The organism is Paenibacillus glycanilyticus, from assembly GCF_051200795.1.
In the GTDB taxonomy this organism is placed as follows: Bacteria; Bacillota; Bacilli; order Paenibacillales; family Paenibacillaceae; genus Pristimantibacillus; species Pristimantibacillus glycanilyticus.
The window spans coordinates 3,455,143-3,470,853 of sequence record NZ_CP195155.1 but is presented as its reverse complement, the minus strand read 5'-3'; the positions used below and the strand labels follow the sequence as shown (position 1 = coordinate 3,470,853).

Sequence of the window (15,711 nt, the reverse complement as noted above, 5' to 3'; positions counted from 1 at the left end):
CGCGATTGTTTTGAGCATTAACTTTAGTTAGCATTCTTCCCAGAGAATATCTTGTGCTACTATATTACTCTTCCCCACATCATAAGTACCCATTAACATATAAATTCGATATTCCCATTAGGCAAGCTAACCCATAGCATAGGGCTAGCAATACATTCCCCTATTGAGCACTTGCGAATTGGCGGGAGATTTTTCGGTATACGGTTGGAGACAATCCTCTCTTAGCAGAAAATTGTTTGATAAAGTAAGTGTCATACTCAAATCCGGTGGCATGCGCTATTTCGTTTAAGCTCATACCTGTATGAGTGAGAAGATCCCCTGCAACTTTCAAGCGATGTGATAACAAATATTCCATAGCTGTGCATCCGCATCTTTCTTGAAACATTTTATTAAGTGACACACGATTCAAGTGAGCGCATTTCGTTATATCTTCCAAGGTGACTTTATTAGCATAGTTGGTATGGATATACTCCAATACTGAATCAACAGGAGATTGTTCACTATGGCAGTTTAAAACCTCGAGCAAACCCAATATCTGAATTAGATATTTTTTTATTCTACATACCCAATTTGCATCACTTTGCGCATACACTTCAGTCCCAAGCACAAAAAACCATTCAAATAATTGTGGATAGGCTTTCTGAGTAATAAAAGGTACTCCAGTGCGTGTGGGATTGTCCAGAAAAAGCGAAAGACCAGTTTGTATTTTGAGATGGGTGGGAAAATAGTCCTCTGTTTCAGAAATCTGTACGGTATTTAAAAAGTCGGGATGATAACTGAATGATTGCGCAGAAGCATTATGTTTTTCAACTAATTGTAGCGTATCTTGTTCGGACAAACAGAGAACGCCTGGTGCAGTAATTGCTATTGGTCGGTCATTAAGTTCAGCTTTGATGCTGCCAGAGGTAATAAAGATTATAGTAAGACGCTCCGAGTAGGGAAGGCCGATCAAATCCTCAGTTGCAACAAATTCAATATTTACGGTTCTGTCTTTGTGTCGGTCAATTTGAGGCATGTTTCTCTCCTGTCCTGACAGATAGTATAGTCAATCACTTCATTTATCACAGTGTAACATAAAGAGACGAAAGGTATACTGTTACCTGAGATAAGGAAAGGTGGTTATTATTGTGGCAATCAACATCGCAATTAATGGTTTCGGAAGAATTGGTAGGCTTGCCTTTCGGCAGTTATTTGGTACAGAAGGATATCAGATTGTGGCTATTAATGATCTGACAAGTCCAAAGATGCTTGCGCATTTGTTAAAACATGACACCACGCAGAGAGATTATGATGAAAAGATTAAATATAGTGATAACAGTTTGAACGTGAACGATGTGGATATTCCGATTTATGCCGAAAAAGATCCGAGCAAACTCCCATGGGCAGAATTGCAAGTGGATTTAGTCTTGGAATGTACAGGCTTTTTTGCATCAAAAAAAGCATCTGCAGCTCATATTGAGGCAGGCGCAAAAAAGGTGGTAATCTCCACTGTTGCTGGAAAAGATATCCCAACTATTGTATATGGTGTTAATGAACACACGCTAACGAAAGAGGACACTATCGTTTCGGCTGCATCCTGCACTACGAACTGTCTGGCGCCGATGGTCTATTTCCTTAACGAACTTTCGCCGATTAAAAAAGGTTTTATGACGACGATACATGCATATACAAACGACCAAAATACCCTTGATGGCCCTCATAGTAAAGGTGACTTGCGCCGGGCGCGCTCTGCGGCAGGTAACATCATTCCAACGTCAACAGGGGCAGCTAAAGCAATTGGACTGGTTATCCCTTCTTTGGATGGCAAACTGGATGGTGTATCTCAAAGAGTACCGGTTATGGCTGGTTCTCTGACAGAATTGACAGTAGTTGTACGAGGATCCGTAACTGTGGAACAGGTTAACGAAAAAATGGAGAAATCCCAGTCGGAACAATACGGATATACAGAGGAAGAACTTGTTTCATCAGATATTATTGGAATGACCTACGGAAGTTTGTTTGACGCCACGCAAACTAATGTAATGGAACTGGGAACTGAAACTCTGGTGAAAATAGCAGCATGGTATGATAACGAAAATTCATTTACCAGCCAGATGATCCGGACAGCTAAATATCTTGCTGAATTGTGATGTTAGATCATTTGTCTTTATGCTTAGTACAGCTAATGTCCATAGGATATTAAATAATCAACTGTCCTATTGTTGCAAAGAAATCAACGAGTAGTTGATGATGATCTAAGCATTATGCAAATTAAAAAAAGTTCCCCCTTAGTGAAGTGCACCCCATATAGAGACATTATAAAACACATTGGTGTTAGAACGATGAAACTATAGGTGGTGCTTTTCATTATGGAAAAAGCCGGTTGCGGGTGATGTTGTTCTGAACATAAAACGCTTAGTCGATTCAAGCTGTTGAGAGTATACAGTATAATTATCTTCATTTTCTCTTTTTAGATTATCTAAAGCTATAACTCAGTTAGCTTAAAGACTGTAGTCATAGTTAGTTTAAAGATCTGTAATCATACGAACTTCTACTAACTGGGATCGTCTTCGTACGAAACCAATTAGCCGCTTGCTGGACCAACGGTGATGAATTTATCGGTGTAACATCATCGATCGAAATCCAGTCATAACCATTGGAGTCTTGTCCTTCGAATTGAACCACGGAATCTCCCATTTTTCCAGCGACAATAATAACTTCATATAAAATCGCAATATGATGCACACACTCAGTAGAGTTATCCTGTAGCGTCCATAACACAGAAAAATCACAAACACCAATATTGTTGAGTTCTTTGACTTTGAATCCTGTTTCTTCGTTAAACTCCCTTTTTAAGCCTTGCTCTAAGGACTCCGATGCTTCTAGTCGCCCCCCAGGCAAGTCAAATTGCCCGGTATAAGGGCCTAAACTTTTTCGGATAACTAAAATTTTCTCGTTAACCATACATATTCCGTAAACCCCTATGTGGCGATAAAACTTTTCCTCCATTGAATTTATTCCCCCTATTTTCGTCGCTGTTGTATTGGCTATCGTCTCCCGATAGGTCAACAAATTTAACGAATAAAACTAATCAAGACTACTGAAGCACCCATTAACACTATTATAGAAAATAAAAAGTAGCCTAGAATCCTTAAAGGACGTGGCATTGAGTGTAAATCGACTTTTTTCAGTGGTCCCCCACCCTCCATATTTTGAATAGAGCGAAGGTTCTCATCGACATAGTTATCGTCAGTGTACAAATATTCCTTTTCGGGATTGGTTTCATGGATGTTATTCTTGCTCATTTCCAAGTCACCTCTCACATCATTGTATATCCCCCATTTTAATAATACCCAAAACTTCTGTACACAGCATAAAAAAGCCGCAGTTTATGCGACTTTTATTGTATTGATGTTATTGTCATCCTACATATTGGAGATCACTATCGATCAATGACTTTCGGTCTCCCCGAATGAAATCAATATCAAACACTCTTATCGACACAAGCGGTCAACCGCTTCTCTATATCGGAAGCAATACTCATCAAGGCTTCATTCTCGACCAGTCCAATCAAGGCCGTCGGTTTCGGCATGCCGATCCTAGTCGTTCCATTCTCTACATATACGGCCAATTTGCAAGGGAGAAAGTAACCGATCAGTGCATTCTCAGAAAGCACACGCTTGGCTTCAACCGGATTACAAACCTCTAAAATTTGATAAGACATATCAAATTCGACACCCTTCTCTCGCAGCTTTTCCTGCATATCGAGCTGCCATAGCACACCGAATTTCTCAGCCTTTAGATTTTCAGTCAGTGTCTCGACCGCTTGATCAGGTGTCTTGGTTGTTTCAACCGTATAATGGAACATTAAGTAATCGCCCCCATAACATTTTTGTTTTCAGGCAATGAGCCTAGCTACCAAAAAGGCTGTGGCAGCGGCCAATCCACCGACTAGTGTTGTTTGAGCAGCACTCTTTAACGGTTTGGAGCCTGTAAATTTACCCTTCACGTATCCGAAGACAAATAACGCTATTAGTGTCGCTACAACAGAAACCATTAGAGCCGTAACGTCGTGATGAATAATCATATATGGAAATAACGGAATGAACCCGCCCACGATATAGGATAATCCGATTGTTATCGAACTATTGCGAGCCCTCTTTGGGTCAGGCTCTTCAAGTCCAAGTTCATGCTTCATCATGAAGGAAATCCAACGCTTCGGATCGCTGCTTATTTGGTTGACGGCCGATTCAACGAGATCTTCTTGAAGCCCCCATTCCCGGAACACCTCGGCTACTTCTTCTCTTTCATAATCAGGAAGTTCGATGATCTCCCGCCGCTCTCTCTCTAGTTCATTCTCATAATGCTCTTGTTCGGTTCGAGCCGCTAGATACCCCCCTAAACCCATCGCTATCGAACCGGCTGCGATCTCTGCCAAGCCAGCAACAACAACAATTTGCGTCCCCGATACGGAACCCGAAAGACCAGCTGCAAGAGCAAAAGGAACCGTCAGTCCATCCGACATACCTATCACGATGTCTCTGATTAGAGCGGTCGCTGTAAAGTGTTTCTCGATATGCTTGTTTTTTTCCGGATGGTTCAAATTGAAAGCCTCCTTGTGCATTTGCCAGTTATGAGATACTAATCATTATTTCCTTTCGGAGGGTTTTCCATTACGTCATTTATCTGCCTTAGCAAGCACAAGCGGCGAGTAGACACTGGTGACCCTTGCGCGGTATTCATCCTTGGAATGAATTTCTAATGTGGACTTACCGGTAGTCGCGAACAAAAAGACGCCATCGAGGGAGTCTACTCCCGCCCCGATGGCGTCTTTACTCATCTCATGGATACGATGAGATGAGATTACGATCAAATTTTGGCCAAATACTCGATCGAGGTTACTTGATCGTTTTCGATGACGAACCGTAATTGGGATTTGCCTTGGTCATAGACGTACAAATTCAAGTTGTTGGTGAACTTGTCGCCGTAGGCTTTAATCACGTCGCTTTTCTTGTTGAACAAGGTGACGCCTTCCTTGGTGGCCACCGTATCGTCGAACAGAATGACGGACGCGATATAATCGACGCCGTCCTTCTCGTAGGCATACACGTCGAAGCTGCTGTATTGGTAGATTTTATTGAGTCCCGGGAAAGCGCAGGCTTGCGATTCGAAATAACTTTGCGGTTTTCCGAGTTGCTTCAAGATCGGAGCTGCTTCGGCATGCATCGGAATCGGGATTCCGTTCGCCTCAAACACGTAGCCGTTGCTGCTTGCTTGTTCAGGCGTCCCGGAAGCCGGGGTCGAAGCTGGCGAAGCAGCGGCTCCTTCCGTCTGCGTCAACGCGCTAGGTGACGCAGATCCCTCCTCCGTCATTTTGTTCCCGCAACCGGATAGTACCAATAGGAGGGCAATCAGCCCTATACTTGCTTTTTTCAACATAAACACTCCTTCATCCATTCTTATCACGTTTCGACTTTATAGCGTTTCAGGTATCCGTATTTGGCGAGCTCGTCCAATTGATCCTGCTTCATCCGATCGTAAAAATCGATTTTCTTTTGCCAGATCCCGCTCCACGTCTCGTCAGAACGATGATCTTGCAGATGGTACGTATCCGCCAGGAATGCTCCGAAGTACGCAGCCAGCTTTTCCGCTCCGTATACGTTCAGATGTAGGCCCGCGTCATAGGTATCCGTCTGCAGGTCGATTCCGGCATCGTCCATGTGCTTCAGAAAATTGATGTAGGTTAAATCGTGGGCCGCAGCGTACTGCTCCATCTGGGTATCCCACTCGTCGTACCAATGCGGGTAGATCGTCGGCGCTTTGACCAATACGAGTTGGATACCATTTTCTTTGCACAACTCCGTCAATCGATCCAAGTAGCTATAGGCGTTGGAACCGAATCGGTAATCGGGCAGCCTCGGAGCTCTCGGAACTCTCCCCGCCGGCTTCACGTCTACTCTCATATAATACCCATTGTGGAATAACTTCTCCTTGCCGAACAAGTTCGTGAAGTCGTCTTTGCTTAATTGATCCCATCTGGAATGAAAACGCAATAAGGGCGCAAGGTAATCGACGAGATGCTCGCTGTTCATCATGGACGCTTGAATGCTCTTCAGCTTGGTTGCCGAGAGTTGCATCCCATCGAGCGTCATGCGGTTATATTCTTCTTTTTGCGGTTCGTTGTACTGCATGGCGAGAACGTTAAAGACGACGACTTTCGGCTTCTCGTATTTCAGCGTCTCTTCCAGCAAATAGTACGACTGCCAGATCAATTGTTGCGCGCTGCCGCGGATATAGCTCGTAATCCCGTATTTCTCCCACAGCGTTACCGGCGAGAAATTCTCGTACACTTCGCAGTCACCGAGGAATATAACGTCGAAATCCTTGCGTTTCTCTTTGTAATATTCGCCGATAAGCGAACCCTCGACGATGCCGGATACGTATTTGGGCATAAGCAGGCGTTGCAGCACATAGAGCGAGCCGAGTAGCAGAACGATCGCGACGGCTCCGATTATAAGCTTCTTCCGTACCAATGTCCCCTCATCCCTCCTTTGAAATCAGAACTGATTATAGATAAATTGCTTCGCGTCATAACCGACGCCGTAAGCCCCGAAGACCAGGATCGAGAGGATCAGCATTGCGTAAAGCGAATACCTTACGCCAATCGGCTGCGCCTCTATCTTCTCCCTCACGCTCCCGCTTCTTTGAAGCAAGCTGACGATTCCGACGACCGCTAGGCTCAACAGGATTAAGACATAGTGACTAAAGGAGATGCCCAGATGAAGCAACGAACCGTCGAATAAGACTCGATAATTGAAGGTCGTGAACATGGACCCGAACATCCTGAACGTCAGCGGCACGTCCATGTAACAGTCGAACAGCCGGATCGAGCTCATCAGCAGCAGCGTCCGCACGACTTGGAAAGAGCGGAATCCGAACTTATGCTTGAGGTTGAACTTTCCATGGAACCAATCGTAGAACGGTTCCAGTTCTTGCGAGATAAGAATGATGATACCGTTCGCCAGTCCCCATGCGATGAAGTTCCAGCTGGAGCCGTGCCAGATGCCGGTGGCGAACCAGGTCGTTAAAGTCGCTAGATACACGGGCGCGCGCTTGCCTATCGCATTGCCGAACCGCCGGCGGGAGAACTTCGACAGGGCTAGCATCGGCTTCGAGACGGACATCGGGAAAAAGACGTAATCCCGGAACCAAGCGCCCATCGAAATATGCCATCTGCGCCAGTAATCCGTGATCGACTTGGCGAAATACGGTCTTAGGAAATTTTCCTGAACCTTGACGCCTAGCACTTGGGCAATCCCGATCGTAATATCGATACCGCCGGAAAAGTCGGCCAACAGTTGAAACGCGTATAGCAACATGCCAACCAACACGAACGCTCCATGATAGTGACCGGGATCGTCGAAAATCGTCCGAACGGCGACCATCAGTTGATCGGCGATGACCAGCTTTTTGAAAAATCCCCATGCGATTCGCTGCAAGCCGAACTTTACGTTGCGGCCGTCGAAGTCGTGCGGGCCGTATAACGTCTTGCCCAACTGATCGAATCGGCTAATCGGTCCTTGTATGACTTCGGGGAAGAAGGAAACGAATAACGCGAACTTGAACAGATTGCGCTCCGGCGAAAATTTGCCCCTGTAGACGTCGATCAGGTAAGCCGCGCTCTTAAACGTATAGAAAGAAATGCCGAGCGGAACGGCGATCGTCCAGAAGGAAATGCCGCCTTCGCTTCCGAAAGCCCGGGCGATGTGATTGATGTTCGCGATCGCGAAATCGGTGTATTTGACGAAAGCAAGTATGCCCAAGGCCACGAACAAGGCGAGCAGCATCGGAATCCGTTTTCTAGCTTTCATCTTGGATTTGTATTCGTTGATCTCGGATTTGGCCAATTCGTGCTTATGTTCCCGTAGATACGCGGATTCGGTCTGCGCCAAGTTGCCGATTCGGCGTCCGGCATAATAAACGCAAACCGTCGTTGCCGCGATATAAGCAAGAAATTGAAGCCCGGAGAACGCATAGAACAAATAGCTGGCGATGAGAAGCAATACCCACTGGTATCTTCTCGGAATGAGATAATAAAAGACGAACAAGGAAGCGAGAAAGAGAATGAAACCGTATGAGGTGAAAAGCATGGTCTCCCCCTATAAATCGTCAGATAGTCTTTTGATTAACGCATACAACGCCTGGGCGGAATTGAAGTTATCCGGCGTAATTTCCTCTACGGGAATCGTCACGCCGAATTCGCCGTCGATTTCCGCAAGCAGCGTGACGATGTCGAACGAATCCAACACTTTATCCTTGATTAACGTATCGCATTGACGAAAATCGATGTCAGGATGCATATCTTCTAATATTTTCAACAACTCATCCATTTGCTTAACTCTCCTTCTTGACGCAATTTTCTTTGAGGTAAACGCGATCGATTTTTCCGTTCGTCGTGAGCGGCATCACGTCTAACCGCTCAATCCGATTGGGAATCATATACTTCGGCAGCAGCAGCTTCAGTTCCTTGACGATCGATCTGGCGTCCGTTTCGCCTACGAAGAATAAGACAATCTTCTCCGTAGTTTTGTCGTAAACGCAGCAAGCGCTTTTGATGCCTTCCAGCCGATTGACATTCGCTTCGATTTCTCCAAGCTCTATGCGATACCCCATATGCTTGATCTGGTAATCTTTGCGCGAGACGAACATCAGCTCGCCATGCTCGTTGTATTTGCCTAAATCCCCCGTCCGGTAGATCAGTTCGGGATACTGGTCGTTCAACGGATTTTGTACGAAGACTTCGTTCGTTTTAGCGAAATCTCCGTAATAGCCCATTGTCAGGCAAGTGCCCCGAATGCATATTTCTCCGGCTTCCCCGGGAGCGGCCTCGCGATCGCCTGCACCGAGCAAGAGGATTTCGGTATTCCGAAACGGCCTGCCGATCGGCAAAATCTCGTGTTCCTCGAACGCCCGTTCCACCTTGTAGTAACACGACATGCCGGTCGCTTCGGTTGGGCCGTATAAGTTAACGAACTTCGCGTTAGGCAACGCTATTCTCCACAGATTGAATTGTTTCACAGGGAATACTTCGCTGCCGAACGCGACGGTATGCAGATATTGCGGAACCAGCTTGTCCAGCACTTTGAAGGAAGAGATCATCGTTAACGCCGATACAACCCAGCATACGGTGTTTATGCGATACTCGTTCAGGAACTCCACCAATTTGAGCGGGAACATAAACAGGCTCTTCGGGATGATATACGTCGTCGCTCCGAACTTCAGGGTCGGAAATAGTTCTTTAAAGCAAGCATCGAGATACAGTGGCGTCTGGTTCCCGAATATCGTGTCTTCGCTCAGCGAAAGCACGTCGGATAAGTTCTCGATATAATCGATGACCGATCTGTGGTTGGCGATGACGCCCTTCGGTACGCCCGTTGAGCCGGACGTGAAGACGACGTACAAAGGATCCGTGTCCAAGGCGGAAAGGCGTATTCGGGTTAATGCCTCGTCGTCGACAGGACCTTGAATCAAGTCGTCGAACAGATAAACATTCCCTTGAAAGTCGATGGCATCGGCGGTTTCCATCGTCGACTCGTCGCAGATGATTACGCTGGGATTTATCTTCCGAACGATCGTCTCGATGCGGGTGCGGGGCATCTCGTCGTCGAGCGGTACGTAAAAATTGCCGCTGTAGATGACGCCGTAATAAGCCGCGATCGCTTTCGGACTCCTGTTCATGAATACGACGATCGGCTGCTTTTGCAAATGGTGCCTGTTCAGAAACGTGCCGATCGCTCTGGACTGCCCGTACACTTCTTGGAACGTAAGGCTGAATTCGTCGTTCGCGTAAGCTATTTTGTCCGGTACTCTTCGTACCGTATGCTCTAAATACTCCATGACGTTGAACTGCATAAGGCAAACCTCCCCTCCTTATTTAAGATACTTGCTTCTTTCCTTGAGCGGTTTGGTCGGCGTTGCCGGATGCTTGGACTTATCGAATAGGTAGTAGTTCTTAAATTGCTTATTAAATTCGGCCAGCTCTGCGTCTGTAAGCAGGAAAGTCGTATTCTTTTTGATCGTGGGAGTGGTATCGAGGTGATACCAGGCGCCATCGACTTTGACTAAGCTCCAGAAATGTTTCGTTTTTCTGCCTTTGTCCCGGATCACGGTTTGCGTTTCGAAGCCGCTTCTCTCCATCAGCATCCTTGCGGTGGCATAGTAGACGAAGCAGTCGCCCGTACCTTGTTTAAACCCTTGAAGCGCGCCTTTTCGCCAATCGGTGTGGCTGGAGCTGTCGACATAGCCGATGTTGTACTTCGTCCATTTGAAGATTGCCCATAATTTATCGACATCCGTCATGTCTTCCGTCACGATCTTGGCGAGTACGGTATCCGCCAGTTTATTCAGTTCGTCTTCGTTGAGGGGGCTCGCAGGTTTTACCTTAACCGTTACGGTAGCCTCCGCTTGGGCTATGTTGCCTGCGGCATCCTTAGCCATATACGTAAGGTTGTAAACGCCGGCTTTCTTTAGGTTGACGCCTCCCGTGTCTACGGCCAAAGCGACGTTCGTATCGATATTATCCTTAACGGTTACGCCGGTTTTGTAAGAAACGCGGTCTCCGATAAAGACGGTTAAATTTTTGACTCCCGTGATTTTGGGCGGCTCCGTATCAGCCTTGGTGTCCGGCGTTGCGGCAGACGCGGCAGTCGGTGCGGCAGTCGGCGTGGCTGCGGGATTGGTATCCGCCGATATGTTGTCGATCGAGGTCCATATAACCAATGCGGCAATAAAAATGAAGGAAAATACTAAGATGGCCTTGTTACGTCTAGCGCGTCTATTTCGTTTTGTGCGCATGCGGCAACCCCATTTCTGTTGAAACTTTGCGAATAATTTCATTTCAATTCAGTTCACTTTACTATAGCCAAAACCGGATTTCGGGATTCAAAAATTTTCATTTAAATGAAAATTTATGACCGAATTCTCATAGTATAAATACATGAAAAAGATGATGATGCAAAATAAGGTGGAGATGATGAGACGATCCCTATTAGGCGTGATCGGCGGGATGGGACCAAAGGCGACATCGGTTTTTTTCGAGAGAGTTATTAAATTCACCGAAGCGGAAGCGGATCAGGACCATATCGACATGATTATTTTGAATCATGCGTCATTGCCGGACCGAACGAGCTCAATCCTTGAGCGGAAAGATCAGCAATTCCTTCGGTTGATTCAATCGGACATCGCGCTGCTTGAGCATGCGGAAGTGTCGAACATCGTTATTCCTTGCAATACGGCGCATCGTTTCTTCGACGACATTCAAGCGATGACGGCTATTCCGATCGTCAACATGGTAAGAGAAACGGTCGAAGAACTGCTCGCGAAACATAAAGCCAATCGTAAAATCGGCATTCTCGCGACCGACGCCACCCTTCAAACCGATATTTATTCGGATGTCCTGCGGCAATACGGCCTTGAGCCGTTCATCCCGAGCCCAAGCATGCAACAAAGCATTATGAGCATCATCTATGAAGATATTAAAAAAACCGGTCATTCGGATTCTCGTGTGCTTGAAGGTATTATGACGGAAATGCTCCAGCGGGAGAAATGCGACGGCGTCGTTCTCGCGTGCACGGAATTATCTTGCATAGAATTAGGCGAATCCGTGCGGCCTTACTATATCGACGCCTTGGACGTTCTCGTGAATCGGTCCATTACGTTATCCGGTGGTACGATCAAGCCCGGCCTAAAGATAAAGACGCATCTATCGAGAAAATAATTCATTCATTATCCAGTGGCTTTGTAATAAACTTATAACCAATTCCGTTAATCGTTTGAATGAGCCCTTGCCATCTTCCAAGCTTCTTGCGGAGCCTTTGGATATGTATATCAACCGTTCTGGTTCCCCCGGCATAATGAATATCCCATACCTTCTTCAGCAGCACCTTTCTGGAATACACCCGATCAGGATTACACGCAAGCTCAACAAGAAGATCAAATTCTTTTAGCGTCAAGTCTAGTTCTTGAACATCCATCCTAACCGTCCGACTATGCAGTTCAATCGATAAACCACCCATCTCAATAGTTACTTTCTCATTTTCACTATTATTGGAATTTGTAAAATGACTCCTGCGGTACAGTACCTTTACTCGGGCCAGCACCTCCCGAATATCAAATGGCTTGGTCATATAATCATCCGCACCTAATTCCAAGCCAAGTACCTTGTCAACGATATCGTTTTTCACGGTCAGCAAAAGCACTCTTGGCCGTTCTTTCTGATTAAGCTTACGGAAAACCTCGTATCCGTTCATTTTAGGCATCATAATATCAAGAATAATGACGTCGGGTTTAAATACTTCTGCTTTTTCTAGAGCTTTCTCCCCGTCAGAAGCGGTTCTGACCGTGTATCCTTCTCGCTCAAGCGCGTAAGATATGGCACTGGAAATGCTGAAGTCGTCTTCTACAACAAGTACTTTCAACATAATAACCCCCTTTTGAACAAACTCTTGACTCTATGAAATGATTGAAGGAGTTATATCTTTCCGTGATGCGGGTATTATGCGAAATCAGCAGCTTTAACGCTTTTACCCGAACGAACAATGGATTGCTCTACGAGTACATCCAAAGCATCAATGCAATATCTTTTGATATTTTGCCGCAATGGTATACTTGATAATTCCGTGCAAGCAATTACGACACAGTCGCAATCGAAGTCGCTCAGCAGCTTCTCTATGATGTCCTCGATTTCTGCCGGGTTAACCTGTTGATTTTTCTTTAGTTTCTTATAAATGATACTCATGATACGTTTCTGTATTTCTTCATTCGGCTTGTATAGTTTAAGTTTCAATTTTTCACATTCTTCGCTATATAGCCCGTTATGCAAGGTTCCATCCGTCGCCAAAATCCCCACTTTACTGCCCGATCCAAACTTATCCGCCACAAGCTTAAGCGTCTCGTTAACCATATTTATAATCGGGATGGTGGTCATTTCCTGCATCTCATTATAAAAGCAGTGTGCCGTGTTACAGGGTATTGCAATATTGGACACGCCGGCATGATGAAGGATAGCCATATCTTTAGAAATTTGATCTAAGAATAGATCCCCTTCCTTCTTTCGAAGAACATCGGTCCTGTCAGGAAGACTCGTATGATTAAGAATAATGATATTAATGTGATTCTGATCCATATCCGCATTTGTTCTGTTTATGATTCTTTCAAAAAAAACCGAGGTAGCTTTGGGACCCATTCCGCCAATAATGCCTAAACTCCCATGTTCCATCTTCGTTCACCCACTTAGCCGCATTCAATCTTCACGCCATTCACTTTGTTCCGTTCATAGCGCTAAACTAATCATGCAAAAAACATATCTCAAAAATATATACAAGATGTAACGTAGTTGTAACATTTAAATGAATAGAATCCATGCTCTCAAAATACACAAATGACAAAAATTCTGCGGATACAAAAAAACCGTTTCGCGGTAATTGCCGCGAAACGGTTCAGTAATCCGAAATTCATTAAAAGGTAGGAGCCGGCGGTTCTTCTATTTTCATACGGAGTAAACTATAAGGCTTCTCCCGCAGGTCATTGCCATAATGAAATCTTGACTGCCGATGTAATTGGTTCACGATGAAATATAAGTATTGATCTGGACCAATAGAAAAAGTATCCGGCCATAGCATTCTCGGATCATGCGCAATGGTTTCCATAATTCCATTCGGCAATATCTTTCGAATACTATTATTTTCATAGTCTCCGGCGTAAACGTTTCCTTTTGCATCGGTGATCATTCCATCGGATGCCCCTTTTTCTCCCCAATACTTCACGTAATGTTGTAAATTCCTATCCGGTATCGTTCGGTCTCTAAGGACTTCCGTTGAAATCGAGTAGAGCTGACGGCTGGTGAGAGGACAAAAATACAACGTCTTGCCGTCCGGGGAAATCGCTATACCATCGGATGCCAATCTAAAGGGTGAAGTAGATCCGTCTTTGTTGCGATTCATCAGGATTCTACCTTCCACTTTGGGTAAGAAAAAGAGATCGGGCGAAGTTGAATTTGCTCCGTTTAACCGTCTCCAGGCATAGCCCGTTTCTAAATCAACGACAATAATGGCTCCTGGCCCTCGGGAAGACGAATCCGTTATATAGGCGTAACCTGCTCTCCCGACACGAAAATCAAATCGGACATCATTCAGATAAGTGGTTGGCAGGACAACATCATCCGTAAAGGTATAAACGCTTTTTATGGTATTTGAATTTAAATCGACAGCGACTAGCTTTGCCCCGCCTTTGATGGGTTCAGAGAAATTTGGAGCCCCCGTATCCAGTACCCAAAGCGTTCCCCTGCCATCCGTAACGACACTTTGAACACTAATGAAGGATGTTGCGATATTCGATGGGTTTACCACATTCGCTTCTATACTAGGATAAGGCTGAATGGTATCGTTAACGATTTCAGCCACCGTAAATTTAACGTCGTCTCCCCATTTCGGAAAGCAAATGAAGATACGCCCGGTTTCTGAAACCGTTACGCCTGTAGGCATGGCTCCGTAAAATAAAAAAACCGCCTCAAGCTTACCAAAATACGTTTCACTCGGTAACATCACTTGTATGAAAGCCTCCCCCAACACGCTCGAACTGCCATCACCTATTTATATGACTGCATGTGAGTGTCTATAACACAAGATGATGAGTATAAGAAGTACATCATACATAGGAGTCTCCTCTCCTGTACAAGCTATGGCCATGGACATGGAACGAAATTTATTGCTGCTAGTCTGGTTTGTGTGTGTAACCACCATCTATTTTTTTGTTCCAAAAGCAAAAGCTCATGAATTTGTGTTGTGCTTTCTTGTGTGTCAGGCTGTTGGATGGATAGTAGAAATTCTGCTCGTTCAATTTGATTTGGTGGCCTACCCATTACGTGAATTTCCCAAAGCATCGGATTTAAATATCACGTTCAAAGTGGTGTGGACGCCTGTTGCCAGCGGTCTGTATTACATTCATAGACCTCGGGCGAATAAATGGATAACGTGTTTTTACTTTGGTGTCTGGATTTCACTGCTCACCTTAATCGACGGGATGCTGGCCGCAAAAACCGAATTGGTGGAATATGTTCATTTTCACTGGAGTCTGATGGCAATCGTGTTATCGATTATATTTCTCTCCGTTCACGTTCTAGTGAGCTGGTTTTTTAAAGACCGGAAAGTTTTCAGAAAGGAATTGAGCGAGGGATGAGTTTGCTGGCGCAGTACGGCATTATCGTTTCAGCGTGGATCCTTTCATTATTAATGATTCTCGTCATCCCAAGGGAGAAACGTCGATTGGCGATGGTTGCTTTTTTATTCAAACAGTATTTAACGTGTATTTTCGGTCATGTCGTAGTCGAACTCCAACTTCTCGCCTATCCCGTAAGGGAGTTTGCCGAAGTTAACCGGACTAGTTTCACCTACGAATATATGGCCTTTCCGATGACATGCGCGGTGTTTAACGCGTATTATCCGAGCTCACGGAGCGGCTGGGTTCAATTCGGCTATTACGTGCTATTCACTACTGTACTGATAATTGGTGAGGTGCTGCTCCAACAATATACCGATCTGATTCGGTATGTTCATTGGAACTGGTTTTGGTCGTGGGCTACGATTTTCCTCACGTTCCTGATGACTCGGGCTTTCTGCGTGATCTACTTTGGGACAATGAGAGGTGCCAGATATATATAAAAGAAGCCTTCAAAAC

At 45.3% G+C, this 15,711-nt stretch carries 18 protein-coding genes; 4 read left to right on the top strand and 14 right to left on the bottom strand.

Annotation, left to right across the window (positions count from 1 at the left end):
* Positions 1-160 precede the first annotated feature (160 nt).
* A complete protein-coding gene (locus ACR9FF_RS16005) occupies positions 161-1,015 on the bottom strand; it encodes a helix-turn-helix domain-containing protein (RefSeq protein ID WP_435162929.1) in 855 nt (284 codons plus the stop codon).
* A 112-nt stretch (positions 1,016-1,127) separates the two neighbouring features.
* On the opposite strand from ACR9FF_RS16005, the gene gap reads away from it, so the two are divergent.
* On the top strand, positions 1,128-2,129 hold the full coding sequence (gene gap, locus ACR9FF_RS16000; RefSeq protein ID WP_435162927.1) for a type I glyceraldehyde-3-phosphate dehydrogenase: 1,002 nt from the start codon (positions 1,128-1,130) through the stop codon (positions 2,127-2,129).
* Between the two features lie 370 nt (positions 2,130-2,499).
* Here the strand turns inward: gap and ACR9FF_RS15995 are convergent, their stop codons facing one another.
* The 10 genes from ACR9FF_RS15995 to ACR9FF_RS15950 form a co-directional block, all read right to left on the bottom strand.
* Positions 2,500-2,988, bottom strand: coding sequence for an NUDIX hydrolase (locus ACR9FF_RS15995; protein ID WP_435162925.1), 489 nt, complete (start codon positions 2,986-2,988; stop codon positions 2,500-2,502).
* 65 nt (positions 2,989-3,053) lie between these two features.
* A complete protein-coding gene (locus ACR9FF_RS15990; protein WP_435162923.1) occupies positions 3,054-3,284 on the bottom strand; it encodes a hypothetical protein in 231 nt (76 codons plus the stop codon).
* A gap of 179 nt (positions 3,285-3,463) precedes the next feature.
* On the bottom strand, positions 3,464-3,847 hold the full coding sequence (locus ACR9FF_RS15985) for a DUF302 domain-containing protein (RefSeq protein WP_248759812.1): 384 nt from the start codon (positions 3,845-3,847) through the stop codon (positions 3,464-3,466).
* Positions 3,848-3,877: 30 nt separating this feature from the next.
* Positions 3,878-4,582 (bottom strand): VIT1/CCC1 transporter family protein, encoded by a 705-nt coding sequence (locus ACR9FF_RS15980; protein ID WP_244935580.1) that lies wholly within the window; start codon positions 4,580-4,582, stop codon positions 3,878-3,880.
* Between the two features lie 266 nt (positions 4,583-4,848).
* Positions 4,849-5,418, bottom strand: a complete 570-nt coding sequence (locus tag ACR9FF_RS15975; RefSeq protein ID WP_435162920.1) for a hypothetical protein — start codon at positions 5,416-5,418, stop codon at positions 4,849-4,851.
* 23 nt (positions 5,419-5,441) lie between these two features.
* The gene (locus tag ACR9FF_RS15970; RefSeq protein ID WP_435162918.1) at positions 5,442-6,512 is read right to left on the bottom strand and encodes an SGNH/GDSL hydrolase family protein; all 1,071 of its coding nucleotides are present in this window, start codon (positions 6,510-6,512) and stop codon (positions 5,442-5,444) included.
* 24 nt (positions 6,513-6,536) lie between these two features.
* On the bottom strand, positions 6,537-8,129 hold the full coding sequence (locus tag ACR9FF_RS15965; protein ID WP_435162916.1) for an MBOAT family O-acyltransferase: 1,593 nt from the start codon (positions 8,127-8,129) through the stop codon (positions 6,537-6,539).
* Positions 8,130-8,138: 9 nt separating this feature from the next.
* Positions 8,139-8,369 (bottom strand): phosphopantetheine-binding protein, encoded by a 231-nt coding sequence (locus tag ACR9FF_RS15960; protein WP_127495071.1) that lies wholly within the window; start codon positions 8,367-8,369, stop codon positions 8,139-8,141.
* A gap of 4 nt (positions 8,370-8,373) precedes the next feature.
* Complete coding sequence (locus ACR9FF_RS15955; RefSeq protein ID WP_435162914.1) at positions 8,374-9,891, bottom strand: amino acid adenylation domain-containing protein; 1,518 nt, start codon at positions 9,889-9,891, stop codon at positions 8,374-8,376.
* Between the two features lie 18 nt (positions 9,892-9,909).
* Positions 9,910-10,833: a transglutaminase domain-containing protein gene (locus tag ACR9FF_RS15950; protein ID WP_435162912.1), complete on the bottom strand. Its 924-nt coding sequence runs from the start codon at positions 10,831-10,833 to the stop codon at positions 9,910-9,912.
* 175 nt (positions 10,834-11,008) lie between these two features.
* Here ACR9FF_RS15950 and ACR9FF_RS15945 point away from each other — a divergent pair, with 175 nt between their 5' ends.
* Positions 11,009-11,755 carry an aspartate/glutamate racemase family protein gene (locus ACR9FF_RS15945; protein ID WP_435162910.1) on the top strand — a complete coding sequence of 249 codons (747 nt, stop codon included), beginning with the start codon at positions 11,009-11,011 and terminating at the stop codon, positions 11,753-11,755.
* A 1-nt stretch (position 11,756) separates the two neighbouring features.
* On the opposite strand, the gene ACR9FF_RS15940 is transcribed toward ACR9FF_RS15945, so the two are convergent.
* From ACR9FF_RS15940 to ACR9FF_RS15930, 3 genes are all read right to left on the bottom strand, one after another.
* On the bottom strand, positions 11,757-12,458 hold the full coding sequence (locus ACR9FF_RS15940) for a response regulator transcription factor (RefSeq protein ID WP_435162908.1): 702 nt from the start codon (positions 12,456-12,458) through the stop codon (positions 11,757-11,759).
* Positions 12,459-12,532: 74 nt separating this feature from the next.
* Positions 12,533-13,255 (bottom strand): aspartate/glutamate racemase family protein, encoded by a 723-nt coding sequence (locus tag ACR9FF_RS15935; RefSeq protein ID WP_435162906.1) that lies wholly within the window; start codon positions 13,253-13,255, stop codon positions 12,533-12,535.
* Positions 13,256-13,493: 238 nt separating this feature from the next.
* Positions 13,494-14,579 (bottom strand): L-dopachrome tautomerase-related protein, encoded by a 1,086-nt coding sequence (locus ACR9FF_RS15930; protein ID WP_174806563.1) that lies wholly within the window; start codon positions 14,577-14,579, stop codon positions 13,494-13,496.
* Positions 14,580-14,721: 142 nt separating this feature from the next.
* Between ACR9FF_RS15930 and ACR9FF_RS15925 the strand changes: the two genes are divergently transcribed.
* Entirely contained in the window at positions 14,722-15,213 is a 492-nt protein-coding gene (locus ACR9FF_RS15925) for a CBO0543 family protein (protein WP_244935578.1), read from the top strand.
* Positions 15,210-15,695, top strand: coding sequence for a CBO0543 family protein (locus tag ACR9FF_RS15920; RefSeq protein WP_127495067.1), 486 nt, complete (start codon positions 15,210-15,212; stop codon positions 15,693-15,695). The genes ACR9FF_RS15925 and ACR9FF_RS15920 overlap by 4 nt, the downstream gene beginning before the upstream one ends.
* Positions 15,696-15,711 lie beyond the last annotated feature (16 nt).

Bases quoted from the DNA above. Each gene is read 5' to 3' on its own strand.
- ACR9FF_RS15940 (WP_435162908.1), bottom strand. From the start codon at position 12,458: ATGTTGAAAGTACTTGTTGTAGAAGACGACTTCAGCATTTCCAGTGCC.
- ACR9FF_RS15965 (WP_435162916.1), bottom strand. From the start codon at position 8,129: ATGCTTTTCACCTCATACGGTTTCATTCTCTTTCTCGCTTCCTTGTTC.
- ACR9FF_RS15930 (WP_174806563.1), bottom strand. From the start codon at position 14,579: ATGTTACCGAGTGAAACGTATTTTGGTAAGCTTGAGGCGGTTTTTTTA.
- ACR9FF_RS15935 (WP_435162906.1), bottom strand. From the start codon at position 13,255: ATGGAACATGGGAGTTTAGGCATTATTGGCGGAATGGGTCCCAAAGCT.
- ACR9FF_RS15985 (WP_248759812.1), bottom strand. From the start codon at position 3,847: ATGTTCCATTATACGGTTGAAACAACCAAGACACCTGATCAAGCGGTC.
- ACR9FF_RS15960 (WP_127495071.1), bottom strand. From the start codon at position 8,369: ATGGATGAGTTGTTGAAAATATTAGAAGATATGCATCCTGACATCGAT.
- ACR9FF_RS15925 (WP_244935578.1), top strand. From the start codon at position 14,722: ATGGACATGGAACGAAATTTATTGCTGCTAGTCTGGTTTGTGTGTGTA.
- ACR9FF_RS16005 (WP_435162929.1), bottom strand. From the start codon at position 1,015: ATGCCTCAAATTGACCGACACAAAGACAGAACCGTAAATATTGAATTT.
- ACR9FF_RS15975 (WP_435162920.1), bottom strand. From the start codon at position 5,418: ATGTTGAAAAAAGCAAGTATAGGGCTGATTGCCCTCCTATTGGTACTA.
- ACR9FF_RS15920 (WP_127495067.1), top strand. From the start codon at position 15,210: ATGAGTTTGCTGGCGCAGTACGGCATTATCGTTTCAGCGTGGATCCTT.
- ACR9FF_RS15995 (WP_435162925.1), bottom strand. From the start codon at position 2,988: ATGGAGGAAAAGTTTTATCGCCACATAGGGGTTTACGGAATATGTATG.
- ACR9FF_RS15945 (WP_435162910.1), top strand. From the start codon at position 11,009: ATGATGAGACGATCCCTATTAGGCGTGATCGGCGGGATGGGACCAAAG.
- ACR9FF_RS15955 (WP_435162914.1), bottom strand. From the start codon at position 9,891: ATGCAGTTCAACGTCATGGAGTATTTAGAGCATACGGTACGAAGAGTA.
- ACR9FF_RS15990 (WP_435162923.1), bottom strand. From the start codon at position 3,284: ATGAGCAAGAATAACATCCATGAAACCAATCCCGAAAAGGAATATTTG.
- ACR9FF_RS15950 (WP_435162912.1), bottom strand. From the start codon at position 10,833: ATGCGCACAAAACGAAATAGACGCGCTAGACGTAACAAGGCCATCTTA.